16 protein-coding genes, 2 tRNA genes and 1 pseudogene are annotated in these 17,085 nt (G+C 64.0%); 13 read left to right on the top strand and 6 right to left on the bottom strand.

Going from position 1 to position 17,085, the window contains the following annotated elements; translation table 11 throughout:
- Window positions 1-2: 2 nt before the first annotated feature.
- On the bottom strand, window positions 3-425 hold the full coding sequence (locus KUV82_RS07475) for a PaaI family thioesterase (protein ID WP_219953681.1): 423 nt from the start codon (window positions 423-425) through the stop codon (window positions 3-5).
- 236 nt (window positions 426-661) lie between these two features.
- Here KUV82_RS07475 and leuA point away from each other — a divergent pair, with 236 nt between their 5' ends.
- Window positions 662-2,338: a 2-isopropylmalate synthase gene (leuA, locus tag KUV82_RS07470; protein ID WP_219953680.1), complete on the top strand. Its 1,677-nt coding sequence runs from the start codon at window positions 662-664 to the stop codon at window positions 2,336-2,338.
- A 27-nt stretch (window positions 2,339-2,365) separates the two neighbouring features.
- On the opposite strand, the gene KUV82_RS07465 is transcribed toward leuA, so the two are convergent.
- Window positions 2,366-2,617 carry a hypothetical protein gene (locus KUV82_RS07465; protein WP_219953679.1) on the bottom strand — a complete coding sequence of 84 codons (252 nt, stop codon included), beginning with the start codon at window positions 2,615-2,617 and terminating at the stop codon, window positions 2,366-2,368.
- A 262-nt stretch (window positions 2,618-2,879) separates the two neighbouring features.
- Between KUV82_RS07465 and KUV82_RS07460 the strand changes: the two genes are divergently transcribed.
- Together KUV82_RS07460 and KUV82_RS07455 are read left to right on the top strand one after the other, a co-directional pair.
- On the top strand, window positions 2,880-3,935 hold the full coding sequence (locus KUV82_RS07460) for an amidohydrolase family protein (protein WP_219953678.1): 1,056 nt from the start codon (window positions 2,880-2,882) through the stop codon (window positions 3,933-3,935).
- 80 nt (window positions 3,936-4,015) lie between these two features.
- Complete coding sequence (locus KUV82_RS07455) at window positions 4,016-4,984, top strand: NAD(P)H-dependent flavin oxidoreductase (RefSeq protein WP_219953677.1); 969 nt, start codon at window positions 4,016-4,018, stop codon at window positions 4,982-4,984.
- On the opposite strand, the gene KUV82_RS14225 is transcribed toward KUV82_RS07455, so the two are convergent.
- The 4 genes and pseudogenes from KUV82_RS14225 to KUV82_RS07440 all read right to left on the bottom strand — a co-directional run bounded on the left by KUV82_RS14225 (window position 4,981) and on the right by KUV82_RS07440 (window position 6,915).
- Entirely contained in the window at window positions 4,981-5,136 is a 156-nt protein-coding gene (locus tag KUV82_RS14225) for a hypothetical protein (RefSeq protein WP_258319912.1), read from the bottom strand. The two genes, KUV82_RS07455 and KUV82_RS14225, sit on opposite strands and share 4 nt — an antisense overlap.
- A 69-nt stretch (window positions 5,137-5,205) precedes the next feature.
- Window positions 5,206-5,469 (bottom strand): annotated as a pseudogene (locus KUV82_RS14220) (AHH domain-containing protein); the annotation flags it as partial.
- Between the two features lie 53 nt (window positions 5,470-5,522).
- Window positions 5,523-6,329, bottom strand: coding sequence for a hypothetical protein (locus KUV82_RS07445; protein WP_219953675.1), 807 nt, complete (start codon window positions 6,327-6,329; stop codon window positions 5,523-5,525).
- A 100-nt stretch (window positions 6,330-6,429) separates the two neighbouring features.
- The gene (locus tag KUV82_RS07440; protein WP_219953674.1) at window positions 6,430-6,915 is read right to left on the bottom strand and encodes a flavodoxin family protein; all 486 of its coding nucleotides are present in this window, start codon (window positions 6,913-6,915) and stop codon (window positions 6,430-6,432) included.
- Between the two features lie 80 nt (window positions 6,916-6,995).
- Here KUV82_RS07440 and recJ point away from each other — a divergent pair, with 80 nt between their 5' ends.
- The 10 genes from recJ to phoU all read left to right on the top strand — a co-directional run bounded on the left by recJ (window position 6,996) and on the right by phoU (window position 17,045).
- A complete protein-coding gene (gene recJ, locus KUV82_RS07435) occupies window positions 6,996-8,774 on the top strand; it encodes a single-stranded-DNA-specific exonuclease RecJ (protein WP_219953673.1) in 1,779 nt (592 codons plus the stop codon).
- 83 nt (window positions 8,775-8,857) lie between these two features.
- Window positions 8,858-8,932, top strand: a tRNA-Glu gene (locus KUV82_RS07430).
- 47 nt (window positions 8,933-8,979) lie between these two features.
- Window positions 8,980-9,054, top strand: a tRNA-Glu gene (locus KUV82_RS07425).
- Window positions 9,055-9,115: 61 nt separating this feature from the next.
- Complete coding sequence (locus KUV82_RS07420; RefSeq protein ID WP_219953672.1) at window positions 9,116-10,303, top strand: sensor histidine kinase; 1,188 nt, start codon at window positions 9,116-9,118, stop codon at window positions 10,301-10,303.
- 133 nt (window positions 10,304-10,436) lie between these two features.
- Window positions 10,437-11,801, top strand: a complete 1,365-nt coding sequence (locus KUV82_RS07415) for a porin (RefSeq protein WP_219953671.1) — start codon at window positions 10,437-10,439, stop codon at window positions 11,799-11,801.
- 81 nt (window positions 11,802-11,882) lie between these two features.
- Window positions 11,883-12,929 (top strand): substrate-binding domain-containing protein, encoded by a 1,047-nt coding sequence (locus KUV82_RS07410; protein WP_219953670.1) that lies wholly within the window; start codon window positions 11,883-11,885, stop codon window positions 12,927-12,929.
- Between the two features lie 17 nt (window positions 12,930-12,946).
- Window positions 12,947-14,332 carry a phosphate ABC transporter permease subunit PstC gene (gene pstC, locus KUV82_RS07405; protein ID WP_219953669.1) on the top strand — a complete coding sequence of 462 codons (1,386 nt, stop codon included), beginning with the start codon at window positions 12,947-12,949 and terminating at the stop codon, window positions 14,330-14,332.
- Entirely contained in the window at window positions 14,325-15,575 is a 1,251-nt protein-coding gene (gene pstA / locus KUV82_RS07400; RefSeq protein ID WP_219953668.1) for a phosphate ABC transporter permease PstA, read from the top strand. Before pstC ends, pstA begins: the two co-directional genes overlap by 8 nt.
- Window positions 15,576-15,613: 38 nt before the next feature.
- Window positions 15,614-16,360 carry a phosphate ABC transporter ATP-binding protein PstB gene (gene pstB, locus KUV82_RS07395; protein ID WP_219956251.1) on the top strand — a complete coding sequence of 249 codons (747 nt, stop codon included), beginning with the start codon at window positions 15,614-15,616 and terminating at the stop codon, window positions 16,358-16,360.
- 13 nt (window positions 16,361-16,373) lie between these two features.
- On the top strand, window positions 16,374-17,045 hold the full coding sequence (phoU, locus tag KUV82_RS07390; RefSeq protein WP_219953667.1) for a phosphate signaling complex protein PhoU: 672 nt from the start codon (window positions 16,374-16,376) through the stop codon (window positions 17,043-17,045).
- Window positions 17,046-17,085 lie beyond the last annotated feature (40 nt).

The raw sequence follows: 17,085 nt of genomic DNA, 5'->3' as shown, positions 1-17,085 counted from the left end.
GCCTAACCTCCTGTCGCTTTCTTCGAGGCTTCGACAACCCGGCTCATATCCGCCAGCAGGATCGTGCTGGTGGCCTTGGCGAGGACGGTTCCATGCTCGTCCTTGAGGTGGCCTTCGTAAAAGCTGGTGCGCTTGCCGTGCCGTTCCACCCAGGCCTCGGCGATCACCTTGCCGGGGCGCGTGGGGGCAAAGAAGCTGACCTTGAGTTCCAGCGTCATGGGCACGATGCCCTCGCCGTTCTTGGCCATCGCCGCATGCGCCATCGCCGCGTCGATCCATCCGCTGATGAAGCCGCCCTGCACCACACCGCCCGAATGGCACTGTTCGCGCTTGGCCTCGTACTCGAGGCTGGCACGCCCTTCCGGATCGAGGGTCACCACGCGCAGCAAGCCCATGGTCTCATACAGCTCATGCCCTTCGGCCATTCTCTCTCCTCTCACGAAACAATATGTCTCGCGATGCCCAAGCTTCTTTTGCTTTACAACCCCGCGTAGGCACCGCATAGCAAGGCCCATGCACAAACCGCTCGGCCTTATTATCCTGCGACTTACGCGCCCTTGGGCGTGATAGCTGGCGTGCCTTCCTGACGGTGCGCTGAGCGCCCAAGGGACCAAGACCTCACCACCCGCACGATCTTCCGCAAGACCCGAGAACCCCTGCCATGCCCATGCTCCGCAATCCGAGCAGCAAGTATTCGCCCTTCCCGCAGGTGCCGCTGACCGACCGTCGGTGGCCAACGCGCACGATCACCGCGCCGCCGCGCTGGCTTTCGACCGACCTGCGCGATGGCAATCAGGCGATTGTCGATCCGATGGACGCGCACAAGAAGAACCGCTTCTTCGACCTGCTCGTCGAGGTGGGCGTGAAGGAAATCGAGGTGGGCTTCCCGAGTGCAGGGGCGACCGAGTTCGATTTCATCTCCGGCCTCGTGCAATCGGGCCGCGTCCCCGAAGACGTGCTGGTGCAGGTGCTCACCCAGAGCCGCGAAGACCTCATCCGCACCAGCTTTGCCAGCCTCACCGGCGCGCATGCGGCCATCGTCCACCTCTACAACGCGGTCAGCCCTGCCTGGCGCGAAGTCGTGTTCGGCATGACCAAGGACCAGGTGCGCGACATCGCAGTGCTCGGCGCCAAGGTGATGCGCGACGAAGCCGGCAAGCAGCCCGATACCGACTGGCACTTCCAGTATTCGCCCGAGACTTTCTCGACCGCCGAGCTCGATTTCAGCCTCGAGGTTTGCGAAGCGGTGATGGAGGTGCTCGCACCCACACCCGACCATCCGATCATCCTCAACCTGCCCGCCACGGTCGAGGCGGCAACGCCCAATATCTACGCCGACCAGGTCGAGTATTTCATTCGCAACCTGCCCAATCGCGAGAGCGCGGTGATCTCGCTCCACACGCATAACGACCGGGGCACGGGCGTGGCGGCGGCGGAGCTGGCGCTGATGGCGGGCGCGGACCGGGTCGAAGGCTGCCTGTTCGGCAATGGCGAGCGCACGGGCAATTGCTGCCTCGTGACAATGGCCCTCAATATGTACACGCAAGGCGTTGATCCGGGATTGGATTTCTCGGACATCGACCGGGTTATCGAGACGGTCGAATACTGCAACGAGCTGCCCGTCCACCAGCGCCACCCCTATGGCGGTGAGCTCGTCTACACCGCCTTTTCCGGCAGCCACCAGGACGCGATCAAGAAGGGCTTTGCCGCGCTCGAAACGCAGAACGATCCGCACTGGCGCGTACCCTATTTGCCGATCGATCCCGCCGATCTCGGCCGTAGTTACGAGGCGGTCATTCGCGTCAACTCGCAATCCGGCAAGGGCGGTTTCGCCTGGGTGCTGGAGCAGGACCAGGGCCTCAAGCTGCCGAAGAAGATGCAGGCCGATTTCAGCCCGCACGTCCAGCGCATGGCGGACGAACTGGGGCGCGAATTGAACGCCGCCGACATCTGGGAAGCGTTCAAATCTGCCTACCACGTCCAGACCACCGACAAGCACTTCCAGCTGGTCGATTACGAAGAACGCCGGGCGAGCGACGGCACGCGCCTGTTTACCGGCACCATCGCGGTCAAAGGGCAGGAACAGACCGTCTCGGGCCGCGGCAACGGCCTGATCTCATCCGTGCTGTCGACCATCGAGGACGCCTTCGGCCTCTCGCTGGAAATCAAGGACTATTCCGAACACGCGCTGACGACCGGCCGCGACAGCCGCGCCGCCGCCTATCTCGAATGCCGCACCGCCGATGGCGAAACCATCTGGGGATGCGGGATCGATGAGGACGTGGCGACGGCGAGCGTGAGGGCGGTGCTCAGCGCGGCGAATTCGGCGGTGGGGTGAGGTTTGGTTTTGGGTGGAAGGCGGGCTTCAGTAGTTATTCTCGATGAAGCCGAAAAACTTGAGACTAACGAAGCGCACGACCAACCCGCACGAGAGCATCGCTGGCGCCGCCCAAAGCACATTCGGATCTGAACCCCAGCCTAGGTCAAGCAAATAGTCGGCGAGACCGTAGACCCAGAATCCGGCCAAGATGATGGCGAACAACACCATGAACACATTTGTCGCATTGCGCTGATGGGCTATAAATTCCCTCGTGCTGATTGGTTCTTGTGGCATCATACTATTGGCCTAACGCTTTGGCGGACTGCTCGCAATCATGTCGCTAGCTGCCATTCGATTTTCCTACTTCATCATGCATGGGTAAATCGGTCGGCATGATGCCCCCCAACCTCCAATGCTCGCACCCTCCGCGCCGCAAGACACGCCCTCCCCACTTTTCCTTGCCAGAACCGTGTTCCATGTGTTCCATCCTGATGGAACAGCGCCGGGGGAATCCGACATCGGTCCTACACGGCGCGCACCATAGGGAGAGAGCCACCAGATGACCGCCACCGAAGAGATCCTCGAACCCGATCTTCCGATCATCGACCCGCACCACCACCTGTGGGACCTGCGCCCTTTGGTGCCCTCCTTCCCCGAACCGCGGCACGACTTCATCGAGGCTATTGCGGGCGCGGACTACTACACCTTCGACGAGCTGCACGCCGACACCCACAGCGGCCACAACGTCGTCGGCACGGTCTTCATGGAATGCGGTGCCTTCTACGACGCGAGCCGCGACGAGGCGATGAAGCCGGTCGGCGAGGTCGAGTTCGTGAACGGCGTTGCGGCGCAGGGTGCGAGCGGGCTCTATGGCGACTATCGCCCCTGTGCAGCCATCATCGGCCATGCGGACCTGACGCTGGGCGATGCGGTGAAGCCGGTGATCGAGGCGCTGCTTGCTGCCGGGAATGGCCGCTTCAAGGGCATCCGCCACGCCGCCGCCTGGGACGCCGATCCCGAAGTGCTCGGCCCTCCGTTCCATGCGCCAGAGGGGCTTTACGGATCGGACGCCTTCCGCGCGGGCTTTGCCGCCTATAGCGAATACGGCCTCACCTTCGACGCCTGGCTGCTGGAACCGCAACTGGGCGATGTGCTCGAACTCGCCAAGGCCTTCCCCGACCAGCAGATCGTGCTCGACCATTGCGGAACGCCGCTCAACATCGCGAGCTATCGCGGCAAGCTGCACGAGCGCTTCAACACCTGGCGCCGCTCGATCCATGCGCTTGCCGAATGCCCCAATGTGGCGGTGAAGCTGGGCGGCCTTGCCATGGCCTTCTGCGGCCTGCCCGAGGATGGGCCGGCAAAGGGCCACGGTTCGGAGCACCTTGCGGGAATGTGGCGCCCCTATATCGAAACCTGCATCGAAGCCTTCGGGGCTGAGCGCGGCATGTTCGAATCGAACTATCCCGTCGACCGCTGGGGCGCGAGCTATCCGGTGCTGTGGAACGCCTTCAAGCGCCTCGCACAAGGCCACAGCGCGGATGAGAAGCGCGCGCTGTTCGCTGGCACCGCCGCGCGCATCTACGACATCGAGCACGTCCTTCCGGCAGCTTGACCCTTACGTAACGTCACCCTCGACAAGCGCGCCCGCGCGCCATACCCCCCGCCGCACCCATTGAGAGAGGAACCCATCGCATGAGCCTGCCCGCCCCCTTCGACAAGCTGCGCATCCCCGTCATCGGGTCACCGCTGTTCATCGTATCGGGTCCCGAACTGGTCATCGCCCAGTGCAAGGCGGGCATCGTGGGCAGCTTCCCGGCCCTCAACGCCCGCCCGCAAAGCCAGGTGGACGAATGGCTCCACCAGATCACCGAGGAACTGGCCGCGCACAATCGCGACAACCCGGACCGTCCGGCAGCGCCCTATGCGGTCAACCAGATCGTCCACAAGTCGAACGATCGCCTCGATGCGGACATGGAAACCTGCGCCAAGTGGCAGGTGCCGATGGTGATCACCTCGCTCGGCGCGCGCGAAGAGGTGTTCCAGGCTGTCGACAGCTGGGGCGGTATCACGCTGCACGATGTCATCAACGACCGCTTTGCCCGGAAGGCCATCGAAAAGGGCGCGACCGGCCTGATCCCGGTTGCCGCCGGTGCGGGAGGCCACGCCGGCACGCTCAGCCCGTTTGCGCTGATGCAAGAAATCCGCAGCTGGTTCGACGGGCTCGTCGCCCTGTCGGGTTCGATCGCCCATGGCCGCTCGATCCTTGCAGCGCAGGCGCTTGGCGCGGACTTCGCCTACATCGGATCGCCCTGGATCGCGGCCACGGAAGCCAACGCCGACGAAGGCTACAAGCAGGGCATCGTGGAAGGCGACGCAAGCGGCATCGTCTACACCAACCTGTTCACCGGTGTGCACGGCAATTACCTGCGCTCGAGCATCGAAAGCGCCGGCCTCGATCCGGACAACCTGCCCGAAAGCGATCCGAGCAAGATGAACTTCGGCAGCGGCGGCAACACCAAGGCCAAGGCGTGGAAGGACATCTGGGGCTCTGGCCAGGGTATCGGCACCGTCACCAAGAGCGCGCCGGTCGAAGAAACGGTCGCGCGCCTCGAAGCCGAATACACCGCCGCCAAGGAAGCGCTGGCCAAGGCGACCGCCTAGGAGCCCGTCGCGCCCCACAGCATCTCGGCCATGGCGTCGAGATGGGTGAAATCCTTACCCTTGCCCAGCGGGTCCTTGCGGTTGAGCCGCAGGGGCTTTCGCCGGTCGAGCAGGTTCAGGCGCAGCGAATGTTGCAGCTTCGCCAGATGCAAAAGGGCAATCTCGGCAGCGCGGGCGGGATCGCCTGGACTACGGAGCGACCAGTGACGCTCGATCCGGCCGACCCGCTCGATCACCATGTCGTTGTAGTCCCGGTGTGGCCCGCGGTGGAGCGGGAGGGCAAGCCGCCGCACCGCCTCTTCGCGGGCAGGCAGAAGCAGACCGTTGCGGCGAAAATCGTGAAAGCCGATGCGATCGTGCCCGAGCGTGCGGAAGAACGGTCCAAAGCATCGCTGGCCAAGCAGCTGGCGCGGCAAAAGGTGGTGGCGCTGCAGTGACGGATCGTAAGCCGCCGTCCCGCACCTGTTGACTGCCCGAAACGGCATTGGCGCGCGTGCTGCGCAAGCGGTCTCCAAGATGCCCTCCCCCACTTACACCGCTAGCCCGGCTCCACCCGGATCCGACCGCTCGCCTCATCCCGCAATAGGGTGAGTGGCGCGCCGTCTTCTGCAGGGAAAGTCCACGTCTCCTCGGGGAGCTCCGCACCGACCAGTTCGTGGATGAGCCGCATGGCAAGCCGTGTCGCTGAAAGGCGGTCCCGTGCGGCCTCCGGTGCGACTTCGAGTTCATGTCCGATGAAGAACGACAGCCCTTCCGTTTCAAGCTGCCCAGCATCCGTCATCTCGAACCCGACGAAGCAGAGTGCCGGGAAAGGCCCGCCTTCGAGCCATCCAGTCACGGCTTGGTCGAGGAACGCCGGGGAACTCGCTAGGCGCGCAGGCCCCCAGCAGACCGCCCGCACCCCCGGCAAATCGCGCGCAATCACCGCACCGATCCGCGCGAGGGTGCGGATGATCGGCAGGGCGTGCGCGCCCTCGGCAATATGGGGGCCGGGGAAAAGGCCGATCGCTTCGCTGGTGTCGGTCGGCTCCGCATCGATTCCGACACGAAAGCGAACGTCCGGCGCGGGTAGAGGAGCGGAGTTTCCAAGGCCGAGCACATCAAAACTCAAGCCATCGCACACCAGCTCGAGCCATTGCGGGCGTTCCACCCGGTCGGTGTCGGCCTGGGCAACATGCGCAGCCGATCCTACCGCGCTGGGATCATAGGCCACATCGCAGCCCCGGATGGATTCCACCAACGACAGGATGGCCGCGCTGTCCGGCCGCGCGCCACGATCGAACAGCAAGGTCAGGCCGGGCCTTTGTCGCCCGGTCAGCTCGCGCGGGTTCCCGTCAACCGTCACGCCTTGCACTGTCCCCCTAACCCAATGCCCTGCACTCTTGGACGCATTCCGATAGCCCGTCGAGTCTTCCCAGCGTAAACCCTCGATTTCGGACGCAAAATCAGAAGATTCCCTGGCGCAAACCTTCCGCCAGGGCAGCGCCCATCTCTCCGGCCATGGCAAGCTCCTCGCCCGAAACCTGTTTCGGGGCGAGGATCGACTTGGGGTCTTGCGCGTCCGTTCTGACGATCTCAGCGGGTGCCACGCGCTTTAGCCGCCACCCGGTTGCGATCCGGTCGATCTGGCGCTGCGCCCCCTCACCGTCGGACCCGGCTGCGATGATCGTCGCATAGGCCAAGCCCTCAATCTTCCCGAGCAGCGGATAATAGCAGCGGTCGAACATCTCTTTCATCTCGCCGCTCATGCTCGCGAGGTTTTCGGGACAGCAGAACAGGTATCCCGACGCTTCGAGCAAGTCGTCCGGCTCCACATCTCTCGCCCTCACAAGGCGCGCCGCTTCGCCCGCGCCGGATTTCGCCGCCGCGGCAAGCTGCTCGCTAGCGCCCGTGCGACTGTGCCAGATAATGAGGAGTGGTCCGGAGCCCATGGCGGTGAGGTTCCCCAGAGGCTGTCGATTGTCAATCCGCACGGCTTCCGCGCTGCGCGATGAACGCGTATGGCAGACCTATGGCATCGCAGGCCCTTTCCCATGTCTACGGAGTATCCGCATCGCTCACCGGTCGCGCCTGGCGCTGGCGCGGGGGGAATATGGAGCTCGGCAACTCGCCTGAGCTTGGCGGTGATGTCGTGCGCCAATTGCTGCTGTCGCGCGGCGTGCCGCCGGAAGATATCGAGCGGCATCGCAGCCCTACGCTGCGCAGCTTCCTGCCCGATCCGTCGATCTTTCGCGATATGGACACGGCGGCCGACCGGATTGCCCAGGCGGTCATCGCAGGCGAGACGATTACGATCTACGGCGACTACGATGTGGACGGGGCGACAAGTTCCGCGCTGCTGATCCGCTTGCTGCGCGAGCTTGGGGTCGAGGCGGGTTACTACATCCCGGACCGCCTGCTGGAAGGCTACGGCCCTTCGGGAGAGGCTCTGGTCAAGCTGGGGCGCGAGGGGTCTAGCCTTATCGTCACGGTTGATTGCGGAGCCATGGCGCACGAGGCGCTTGGTATGGCGCATGAAGCGGGCGTCGACGTCATCGTGGTCGACCACCACAAATGCGCCGCCGAGCTTCCCCAAACCGTGGCTCTGGTAAACCCGAACCGGCTCGACGAGGAAGACGATGCGGCCGCGCACGGCCATCTGGCCGCGGTGGGCGTGGCTTTCCTCCTTGCCATTGCGCTCGTGCGGACCCTGCGCGAGCGCGGCTTCTTCGCTGACCGCAAGGAACCGGACCTGCTGGCCCTGCTCGATGTGGTGGCGCTTGGCACGGTCGCCGACGTTGCCGCTCTCCATGGCCTCAACCGGGCCTTCGTGGCCCAGGGCCTCAAGGTCATGGCGAAGCGCGACAACATCGGGATGTCCGCGCTGATCGATGCAAGCCGTCTGAAGCGCGCCCCCGCCTGCTCGGACCTCGGTTTCGCGCTCGGCCCGCGCATCAACGCTGGCGGTCGGGTGGGCGAATCCACCCTCGGCGTGCGCCTCCTCACGACGCAGGATCCAGAAGAGGCCCGCGAGATTGCAGCCCAGCTTTCTGCCCTCAACGAAGAACGGCGCGCGATCGAGGCTGCGGTGCAAGAAGCGGCAGAGGAACAACTCGCCTCGCAACACAACCGCGCGGTGCACCTGCTATCGGGCGAAGGCTGGCACCCCGGCGTGATCGGGATCGTGGCCGGCCGGATCAAGGAAAAGACCGGCAAGCCTTCGCTGGTCATCGCCGTGGACGGCGAGACCGGCAAAGGCTCGGGCCGCTCCATTGCGGGCGTCGATCTGGGCGCGGCGATCATACGGGCCCGCGACGAAGGGCTGCTGGTCGCGGGCGGAGGTCACGCCATGGCCGCGGGGCTGACCGTGACCACCGACAAGATCGATGCGCTGGCCGATTGGCTCGACGCCACGCTCGAAGGGCAAGTCGCACGCGCTTCGGCAAGCCGCGAGATGGCGCTTGATCTCGCGGTGTCGCCCGGCGGCCTGACGCCCGAGCTCGTCGGCTCGCTCGAAGCGGCAGGGCCTTTCGGTGTCGGCTGGCCGGGACCGCGCGTCGCCGTGGGCCCGGTACGGCTGGTGAAGTGCGATATCGTCGGCGCCGACCACGTCCGGCTGATCGCGGCTGGGGACGACGGCAAGAGCTTCAAGGGCATCGCATTCCGCGCGGCGGAGAGCGAAATGGGACAGGCGCTCCTGCACGCCTCGCGCGGGCGCAAGCTGTGGCTGGCAGGCCGTGTGAAGATCGATGATTGGGGTAGCCGGCCGCAGGCGGAACTCCACCTCGAGGACGCCGCTTGGGCGGATTAGTGAAATTGCCTGCATTGGAGGGTTGACGCCTCGCACCCCCACGCCTAATTGGCCCGCCACGCCACCGACCCCGCAAGGGGTGTGGCCCGTTCGTCTAGCGGTTAGGACGCGGCCCTTTCACGGCTGAAACACGGGTTCGATTCCCGTACGGGTCACCACGGTGGCGGTATTGCCTTGGCAATCCGCGAAAAAGCGCCACTCCTGTGGCCCGTTCGTCTAGCGGTTAGGACGCGGCCCTTTCACGGCTGAAACACGGGTTCGATTCCCGTACGGGTCACCACCAACTCCCCCTTCGAGAAACCGGTAGCGCGCTCTGCTGCGCGCCGCTAAGCCGCGCGGCAATGAGCGAGAGCAGATTTCCCTGGTCCGGATTCGGCATAGCGCTGGCTGCTTGCGCCGTCCTCGCCACGCTCGACATCGACCTCATCTACGTCGGCCTGTTCCTCGCCGTATGGATCGGTTCGCTTTACCTCGTCGCTGCGCGACCGCCGGAGGCAAAGGCCGCGCCTTCAGACGGCGCCCTCACCCGCGACAGCATGGCCGACCTGTTCGAGCATTCCGAAACCCCGGTTGTCATCACCGAACGGGACCGGGTGATCATCGCCAACCTTTCGGCCCGCAAGCTCCTCGGCAGTCACATCATGGCGCAGGATGTGCGCATGGCGCTTCGCCAGCCCGAAGCCATTCGCCTGCTTGAACGCAACGCGGAAGGCGGCGCGGTAGTCCGCGGGCTCGCCCGCCGGACCGATATCTGGCGGATCAACCGCAAGACCCTGCCCGGCGACCTCGCGGTCATCGAATTCGTCAACAAGACCGCCGAAGCCGACATTTCCCGCGCGCATACCGATTTCGTCGCCAACGCAAGCCACGAACTGCGGACACCGCTCGCCTCGATCATCGGCTACGTCGAGACCCTCCAGGAGGATGTAGAGAATCTCGACCCGAAAATGGCCGGGAAGTTCCTAGGTACAATCCAGCGCGAGGCCCGACGCCTGCAGGATCTGGTGAGCGACCTGATGTCGCTATCGAGGATCGAGGCGGAGAAGCACGACCTTCCCGAAAAAGTGCTCGATCTCAACAAGCTGGTCGAACGGGCCGCTAGCGATGCAGCGGCTGGCGAGCGCGCGTCCCTCCTGGACTACGAAGCGACTGGTGACTTCACGGTACTGGGTGACCAACAGCAGCTCGAACAGCTCGTGCGAAACCTTGTCGACAACGCGTTCAAATATGGCGCCCAGGGTGAAGCGGTGACCGTGCGCCTGCATCCGCGCGGGCGGAACCGGGTGCGTCTAACCGTCACCGATCGCGGTGAAGGCATCGCTGCCGAGCATGTCCCGCACCTCACGCGCCGCTTCTACCGCACCGACCCCGGTCGCAGCCGCGCGTCGGGCGGGACCGGCCTAGGCCTCGCAATCGTCAAGCACATCGTCGAACGCCACCGGGGCCGACTCGATATCGAGAGCACGGTTGGCGAAGGTACGAGAGTGACCGTTACGCTTCCGATCGAGACCAAGAGCGAAGAGGTGTGACGGCTCAGCACGATCCTGATTCTTTTGGGTAACTTTCGAAAAGACAGCGCCAAGCGATAGACCGTCACAAAAGAGTCATTTGAGCGTCATAGTGGCGTCGTCGGATCGTAATTCCCACGAAGGACTTCATTCGATGATCAATCGCCCGCGCCTCGGCGTCCTGGCTGCTGCCCTGAGCTGCACGTTCGCCACTCCCGTCTACGCCCAGAGCGTCACCGTTTCGGCCGATGAGCTTGCCGAAATGCGCGCGCAGCTCGCGGCGATGAACGCCCGAATCGGACAGCTCGAAGACGAGCTCGCCGCCGCAAAGGCGACCGACACCGAACAGAACGCCACGATCGCAGCCAACACCGAAGCGGTTGCCGCAGCGGCCGTTGCGGCAGCCGCACAGCCGGCTCCCACTGTAGCGACGCTCGAAAAGAGCGACGGCTGGAGCTTCAAGCCCCGTGGCCGCCTGATGTACGATGCAGGCTGGACCAGTGTCCCCTCCTCGACCGGCGCCAGCGACGGCTTCCAGAACGAAGTGCGCCGCGCCCGTCTCGGCGCCTCGGGCGATATTCCGGGCGGCTTCGGCTACAAGTTCGAGATCGACTTTGCCGGCAACGAGGTCGAAGTGGCCGATGCCATCCTGACCTACGAGCATGGCAACGTCGATGTGGCGATTGGCCATCACAACAACTTCCAGTCGCTGGAAGAGCTGACCAGCAGCCTGCACACCACCTTTATCGAACGCGCCGCCTTCACCGACGCGTTTGGCTTCGAACGCCGCATCGGTGCGTCGGTGTCCTATTCGAAGGGGCCGTTCCTTGCCCAGGCCGGCGTCTTCACCGACAATTTCGACGACACCGCCACCAAGAACCGCGGCGTCGATGCGCGTTTCGTCTTCATGCCCAAGTCGGGCGATGCGCAGCTGCACTTCGGTGGCTCGTTCCACTACAACGACATCGACGATCCCGCGAACACCGTGCGCTATCGCCAGCGCCCGCTGGTCCACTTCACCTCGGAGCGGTTCGTCAACACCGGCCGCCTGAACGCCAGCAGCGAAACCGGCTTTGGTCTTGAAGGCGCTGCCATCGCGGGCCGCTTCCACGCTGCAGCCGAAGGCTATTGGCAGAAGGTCAACATCCCCGGAATGACCATGGATCCGACCTTCTTCGGCGGGTACGTCGAAGCCGGCGTTTTCCTCACCGACGACACGCGCGGCTACAAGGGCGGCAAGTTCGATCGCACCAAGCCGAACTCGCCGGTTGGCGAAGGCGGCTTCGGTTCGCTCCAGTTCAACGTCCGCTACGACCACCTCGACCTGAACGACGCTGGTATCCTCGGCGGCCAGCAGGCCGGGTACTTCGCCTCGCTGATCTGGAAGCCGACCGACTACACGCTCTTCATGATCAACTACGGCCGCCTCGAATACACCGATGCGGTCCTGCCGACGGCTTCGGGCGATACCTCCTACGGCGTCGACTCGATCGGACTGCGCGCGCAGATCGATTTCTAGGCGTCCCAGTCAAACGATTGTCGTACCCGTGTAACATTGAGGCGCTTTGGCGCCGCTAGCTAACAACCCAAGGTGATCCTGATGACCAAGACCAAATCCTTCATCTTCGCTGCCGTTTCGGCTGCTGCCCTCGCCGCTTGCGGCAGCGCTGGCGGCGACGGCGCTTCGCGCGACTCGATCCGTGCGGTCGGCTCCTCGACCGTCTTCCCCTTCGCCAAGGCCGTTTCGGAAGCCTTCGTGCGCTCGAACCCCGACTTCAAGTCGCCGATCATCGAATCGACCGGAACCGGCGGCGGCATGAAGCTGTTCTGCGCCGGCGTCGGCGCTGACACGCCCGACATGACCAACGCCTCGCGCCGCATGAAGGCCAGCGAATTCGCTGACTGCCAGGCCAATGGCGTGACCGACATCATCGAACTGCAGGTCGGCCTCGACGGTATCGCTTTCGCTTCGGCGCAGGGCGGCATCACCATGAACCTGACGCCCAAGCAGGTCTACGAAGCGCTGGCCGCTTCGCCCTACGGCGGCGAGCAGACCAACACCAACTGGTCGGATGTCGATCCCTCGCTCCCCAACCAGCCCATCCTCGTCTATGGTCCGCCGAGCACCTCGGGCACCCGCGACGCGCTCAAGGAGCTTGTCCTTGAAGCCGGTTGCAAGACCAACGAGGAAATGAAGGCGCTCAAGGAAAGCGACGAAGACCGCTACGACCAGGTCTGCACGGAAGTGCGCTCGGACGGCGCCTATGTCGACCAGGGCGAGCAGGACAACCTGATCGTGCAGAAGATCGAAGGCAACCCGAACGCGGTTGGCGTCTTCGGCTACAGCTACCTCGAAGAGAACGCCGACAAGGTCCAGGGCCTCAACATGAACGGCGTCGCCCCGACCTACGAAAACATCTCGAGCTTCGAATACCCCGGCGCTCGTCCGCTCTACGTCTATGTCAAGAAGGCGCACATCGACGCCATCCCGGGCCTGAAGGAATATCTCGCCCAGTGGACGACGATGTGGTCGAAGGATGGTGATCTTGCCAAGATCGGCCTTGTAGCTTCGCCCGATGACGTTATGGCGGCCAACCTGACCGCAGCCACCGAGTTCACCACGCTCGACGGCACTGAACTCAAGTAAGGTTTAATGTAACGCACATGTCGCCAGCCATCTTGCTCCTCCTGGCCCTCGGGCTCGGGCTCGCCGGATGGTTGGCGGCTCGTGCGCGTGCATGGACCTTCCGGCGTGAAAGCGCCGACGGCAGGATCGCATCCCTGCCGAACTACCACGCGTGGTATGTCGCGCTGTGGATCGCGCTTCCCGTGCTGGCCTTTGTCGGCCTGTGGAGCGCCATTGCTCCCGGGCTTGTAAGCCAGTCGGTCCTCGCGAGCCCGGCAGCCGCCGAACTCCCCGAGTTCGGTTTCCAGCGCCAGACAATCCTCAACGAAGCGCGGGCGGTAGCCACCGGAGCGGCTCCAGCGGTGTTCAACCCGCAGGCAGCGGCCCTGGTCGAACCCTATCGCGAGGCGCTGTCGCACTACAACTTCATCGGTATCGCGGTCGCGCTGCTGATTGCCTTCCTCGGGGGCACTTACGCCTTCCTGCGCCTGAAGCCTGACTTTGCCGCGCGGACCAAGGTGGAGCGGATCGTAATGGCGATCCTGCTCGGCGCGTCGCTGGTCGCTATCCTGACCACCATCGGCATCCTCGCGAGCCTCGTGTTCGAGACCGTCCGCTTCTTCGGCATGGTCTCTCCGATCGACTTCCTGTTCGGGACGCACTGGGGCCCCGACCCCATGGCGAACCCGGAGAACCCCGATCCCTCTCGCTATGGCGCCGTGCCGCTGTTCTGGGGCACGCTGTTCATCGGCGCGATCATCGCCATGATCGTGGCCATCCCGCTTGGCCTGATGAGCGCGATTTACCTGACGCAATATGCCAATCCGAAGCTGCGTTCGTGGATCAAGCCGGCGCTCGAAATCCTCGCCGGTGTTCCGACCGTCGTTTACGGCTACTTTGCCGCGCTGACGATCGCTCCGGCAATCCGCGACATTGCTCTCGCAATGGGCTTTGCAAACCCTTCGACGGAAAGCGCGCTCGCTGCCGGTCTCGTCATGGGCGTGATGATCATTCCGTTCGTCTCGTCGATGGCCGACGACAGCATCACCGCCGTTCCGCAGGCCATGCGTGATGGCAGCCTCGCCATGGGCGCAACGACGAGCGAAACCATCCGCCGCGTGCTGGTCCCCGCTGCCCTGCCCGGCATCGTGGCCGGCATCATGCTCGCCATCAGCCGCGCGATCGGCGAAACCATGATCGTGGTCATGGCCGCGTCGACCGCAGCGAACCTATCCGCCAATCCGCTCGACCGGATGACCACGGTCACTGTCCAGATCGTCAAGATGCTGACCGGTGAAGGCAGCTTCGACCACCCGGCAACGCTCAGCGCGTTTGCGCTCGGCTTCGTGCTGTTCCTGGTCACGCTCGGCCTCAACTTCATCGCTCTCAGCGTCGTCAAAAGGTACCGCGAAGCTTATGACTGAGCGTGTCGCCCCTACCCGCACTCCCGCGTTCGAAGCGCGGCTGAAGAAGCGCTACGCGGCAGAGCGCCGGTTCAAGGCCATCGGCCTGACCGCGATCCTCTTTTCCGTCGTCGTGCTCGTGTTCCTCCTCGGCACCATGACCGTCAACGGCGTCGGCGGCTTTCAGCGCGTCGAGCTGCGCGTGCCGGTCGACTTCACGCAGGCAGGGATCGCTGCCGATCCTTCGACGATGGAGCAGCCCGGCGCCCTTGCCTCGCTCGAGGCGCAGGGCCTGCGCGACGTCGTCCAGTACTTCGCGACCGAGGAACTGGGCGAGGAAGCGGCCGAAGAGCTCGGCAGTCAGGCCTGGCGCGATGTCGCAGCGGCGATCATCGCCGATCCGTCGATCCTGCGCGAAGAAGTCACCTTCACCCTTCCCGCCTCGGCCGATCTTGCGTCTGGTTACGAGGGCGAAGGCGCGCAGGACATGCAGGCGCTGGCCGCCCAACTGGCCGAGCGCGGCCAGATCGAAAAGAACTTCGACAGCGGGTTCCTGACCCGGTCCGATGCCACCAACCCGCAGCAGGTTGGCATCTGGGGCGCCCTCAAGGGCTCGATGCTCACCATGATCATCACGCTGCTGCTCGCTTTCCCTATCGGCGTTCTGGCAGCACTCTATCTCGAGGAATACGCGCCAAAGAACCGGTGGACGGAATTTATCGAGCTGTCGATCAACAACCTCGCCGCGGTGCCTTCGATCATCTTCGGCCTGCTCGGCCTGGCGGTCTTCCTCACGCTGTTCCCGAACCTGCGTTCGGCCCCGATCATCGGGGGTATGACCCTCGCCCTGATGACCATGCCGGTTATCGTCATCTCGGGTCGTAACGCCATCAAGGCAGTCCCACCCAGCATTCGCGATGGCGCGCTGGCGGTGGGTGCCTCGCCCGTACAGGTCGTGTTCCACCACGTCCTGCCGCTTGCCCTTCCCGGCATCCTGACCGGCACGATCATCGGCATGGCCCGCGCCCTTGGCGAGACTGCGCCGCTGCTGATGATCGGGATGCGCGCCTTTGTCGCAACCCCGCCCGATGGCTTCACTTCTCCGGCAACCGTCCTGCCGATGCAGATCTTCCTGTGGTCCGATGAAATCGACCGCGGCTTCGTCGAACGCACGAGCGCGGCCATTATCGTGCTATTGCTGTTCCTGCTCGTGATGAACGGGCTTGCCATTTACCTGCGTAACAAGTTCGAGAAAACCTGGTGACCGTAGTCCACGACAACCTCGAGAAAACCGAAGCCAAGATGAGCGCCAAGGACGTCTCCGTATTCTACGGGGACAAGAAGGCGATCGACGAGGTTTCGATCGACATCCCGACCGAATACGTCACGGCGTTCATCGGCCCCTCGGGCTGCGGCAAGTCGACCTTCCTGCGCACGCTCAACCGCATGAACGACACGATCCCGACCGCGCGTGTCGAAGGCGAGATCGCGCTCGACGGGCAGGACATCTACCGCTCGGGCATGGATGTCGTGCAGCTGCGTGCGCGCGTCGGCATGGTCTTCCAGAAGCCGAACCCGTTCCCGAAGTCGATCTACGAGAACATCGCCTACGGCCCGAAGATCCACGGCCTTGCAGAAGGCAAGGACGAGCTCGACGCGATTGTCGAGAAGTCACTTAAGCGCGCCGGCCTGTGGGAAGAAGTGAAGGATCGCCTGCAGGACAGCGGCACCGCGCTGTCGGGCGGACAGCAGCAGCGCCTGTGCATCGCCCGTGCGATTGCCGTCGATCCCGAAGTGATCCTGATGGACGAGCCCTGCTCCGCGCTGGACCCGATTGCCACGGCAAAGATCGAAGAGCTCATCGCAGAGCTCAACGGACGTTACGCGATCGTCATCGTCACCCACTCCATGCAGCAGGCTGCACGTGTCAGCCAGCGCACCGCCTTTTTCCATCTCGGGAAAATGGTGGAATATGGTCGTACTTCTGACATATTTACCAATCCGCACGAACAGCGCACCCAGGATTACATCACGGGACGCTATGGATAAGACCATGAATTCCATGCAAGAACACACTGTTAAAGCCTTCGACGAGGACATCACCCGTCTGCGCGGCCTGATTGCCGAAATGGGCGGTCTGGCCGAAGCCGCGATCGAGCGTTCGCTCGAGGCGCTGGTCAAGGGCGATGACGAGCTCGCCGACAAGGTGATCAAGGCCGACAAGAAGATCGACGCGCTCGAAAGCGAGATCGACAAGCTGTCGGTGCGCATCATCGCCCTGCGCGCGCCGATGGCCGACGACCTTCGCGAAGTCATCGCCGCGCTGAAGATTGCCGGCGTGGTCGAGCGGATTGGCGATTATTCCAAGAACATCGCCAAGGCGAGCAAGGAGATCGGCGGAAACCGCAAGCAGTTCGAACCGCTCACGCTGCTCCCGGCGATGGCCGAGGTGGCTGCGGAAATGGTCCACGATGTGCTGACCGCTTACGCTGCACGCGACGCCGAGCTCGCGCGCGAGGTTATCGCGACGGACGAGAAGGTCGACGCCTTCTACAATTCGATTTTCCGCAACCTCGTCAGCCACATGGTCGAGAACCCTTCGACCATCTCGAGCGCCGCGCAGATGCTGTTCATCGCGCGCAACCTCGAGCGCGTTGGCGACCATGCGACGAACGTTGCAGAAATGGTTCACTTCGCGGCGACGGGCACCTACCCGCCCGACGAGGACGGGTGACATAAAACTGTAGCGCGAGGGTCATAAAGCCGTGCCGACC

Source organism: Qipengyuania flava (genome assembly GCF_019448255.1).
Taxonomy (GTDB): Bacteria; Pseudomonadota; Alphaproteobacteria; order Sphingomonadales; family Sphingomonadaceae; genus Qipengyuania; species Qipengyuania flava_A.
Note: the sequence above shows the minus strand (reverse complement) of the source record. Positions and strands in the feature narration are given on the sequence as shown.

What these genes read in the sequence shown, in the direction of transcription:
- pstC (WP_219953669.1), top strand. Translation starts at nt 12,947, where the DNA reads ATGTCGCCAGCCATCTTGCTCCTCCTGGCCCTCGGGCTCGGGCTCGCC.
- KUV82_RS07455 (WP_219953677.1), top strand. Translation starts at nt 4,016, where the DNA reads ATGAGCCTGCCCGCCCCCTTCGACAAGCTGCGCATCCCCGTCATCGGG.
- KUV82_RS07410 (WP_219953670.1), top strand. Translation starts at nt 11,883, where the DNA reads ATGACCAAGACCAAATCCTTCATCTTCGCTGCCGTTTCGGCTGCTGCC.
- recJ (WP_219953673.1), top strand. Translation starts at nt 6,996, where the DNA reads ATGGCATCGCAGGCCCTTTCCCATGTCTACGGAGTATCCGCATCGCTC.
- KUV82_RS07440 (WP_219953674.1), bottom strand. Translation starts at nt 6,915, where the DNA reads ATGGGCTCCGGACCACTCCTCATTATCTGGCACAGTCGCACGGGCGCT.
- pstA (WP_219953668.1), top strand. Translation starts at nt 14,325, where the DNA reads ATGACTGAGCGTGTCGCCCCTACCCGCACTCCCGCGTTCGAAGCGCGG.
- KUV82_RS07465 (WP_219953679.1), bottom strand. Translation starts at nt 2,617, where the DNA reads ATGATGCCACAAGAACCAATCAGCACGAGGGAATTTATAGCCCATCAG.
- KUV82_RS07415 (WP_219953671.1), top strand. Translation starts at nt 10,437, where the DNA reads ATGATCAATCGCCCGCGCCTCGGCGTCCTGGCTGCTGCCCTGAGCTGC.
- leuA (WP_219953680.1), top strand. Translation starts at nt 662, where the DNA reads ATGCCCATGCTCCGCAATCCGAGCAGCAAGTATTCGCCCTTCCCGCAG.
- pstB (WP_219956251.1), top strand. Translation starts at nt 15,614, where the DNA reads ATGAGCGCCAAGGACGTCTCCGTATTCTACGGGGACAAGAAGGCGATC.
- KUV82_RS07420 (WP_219953672.1), top strand. Translation starts at nt 9,116, where the DNA reads ATGAGCGAGAGCAGATTTCCCTGGTCCGGATTCGGCATAGCGCTGGCT.
- phoU (WP_219953667.1), top strand. Translation starts at nt 16,374, where the DNA reads ATGCAAGAACACACTGTTAAAGCCTTCGACGAGGACATCACCCGTCTG.
- KUV82_RS07460 (WP_219953678.1), top strand. Translation starts at nt 2,880, where the DNA reads ATGACCGCCACCGAAGAGATCCTCGAACCCGATCTTCCGATCATCGAC.
- KUV82_RS07475 (WP_219953681.1), bottom strand. Translation starts at nt 425, where the DNA reads ATGGCCGAAGGGCATGAGCTGTATGAGACCATGGGCTTGCTGCGCGTG.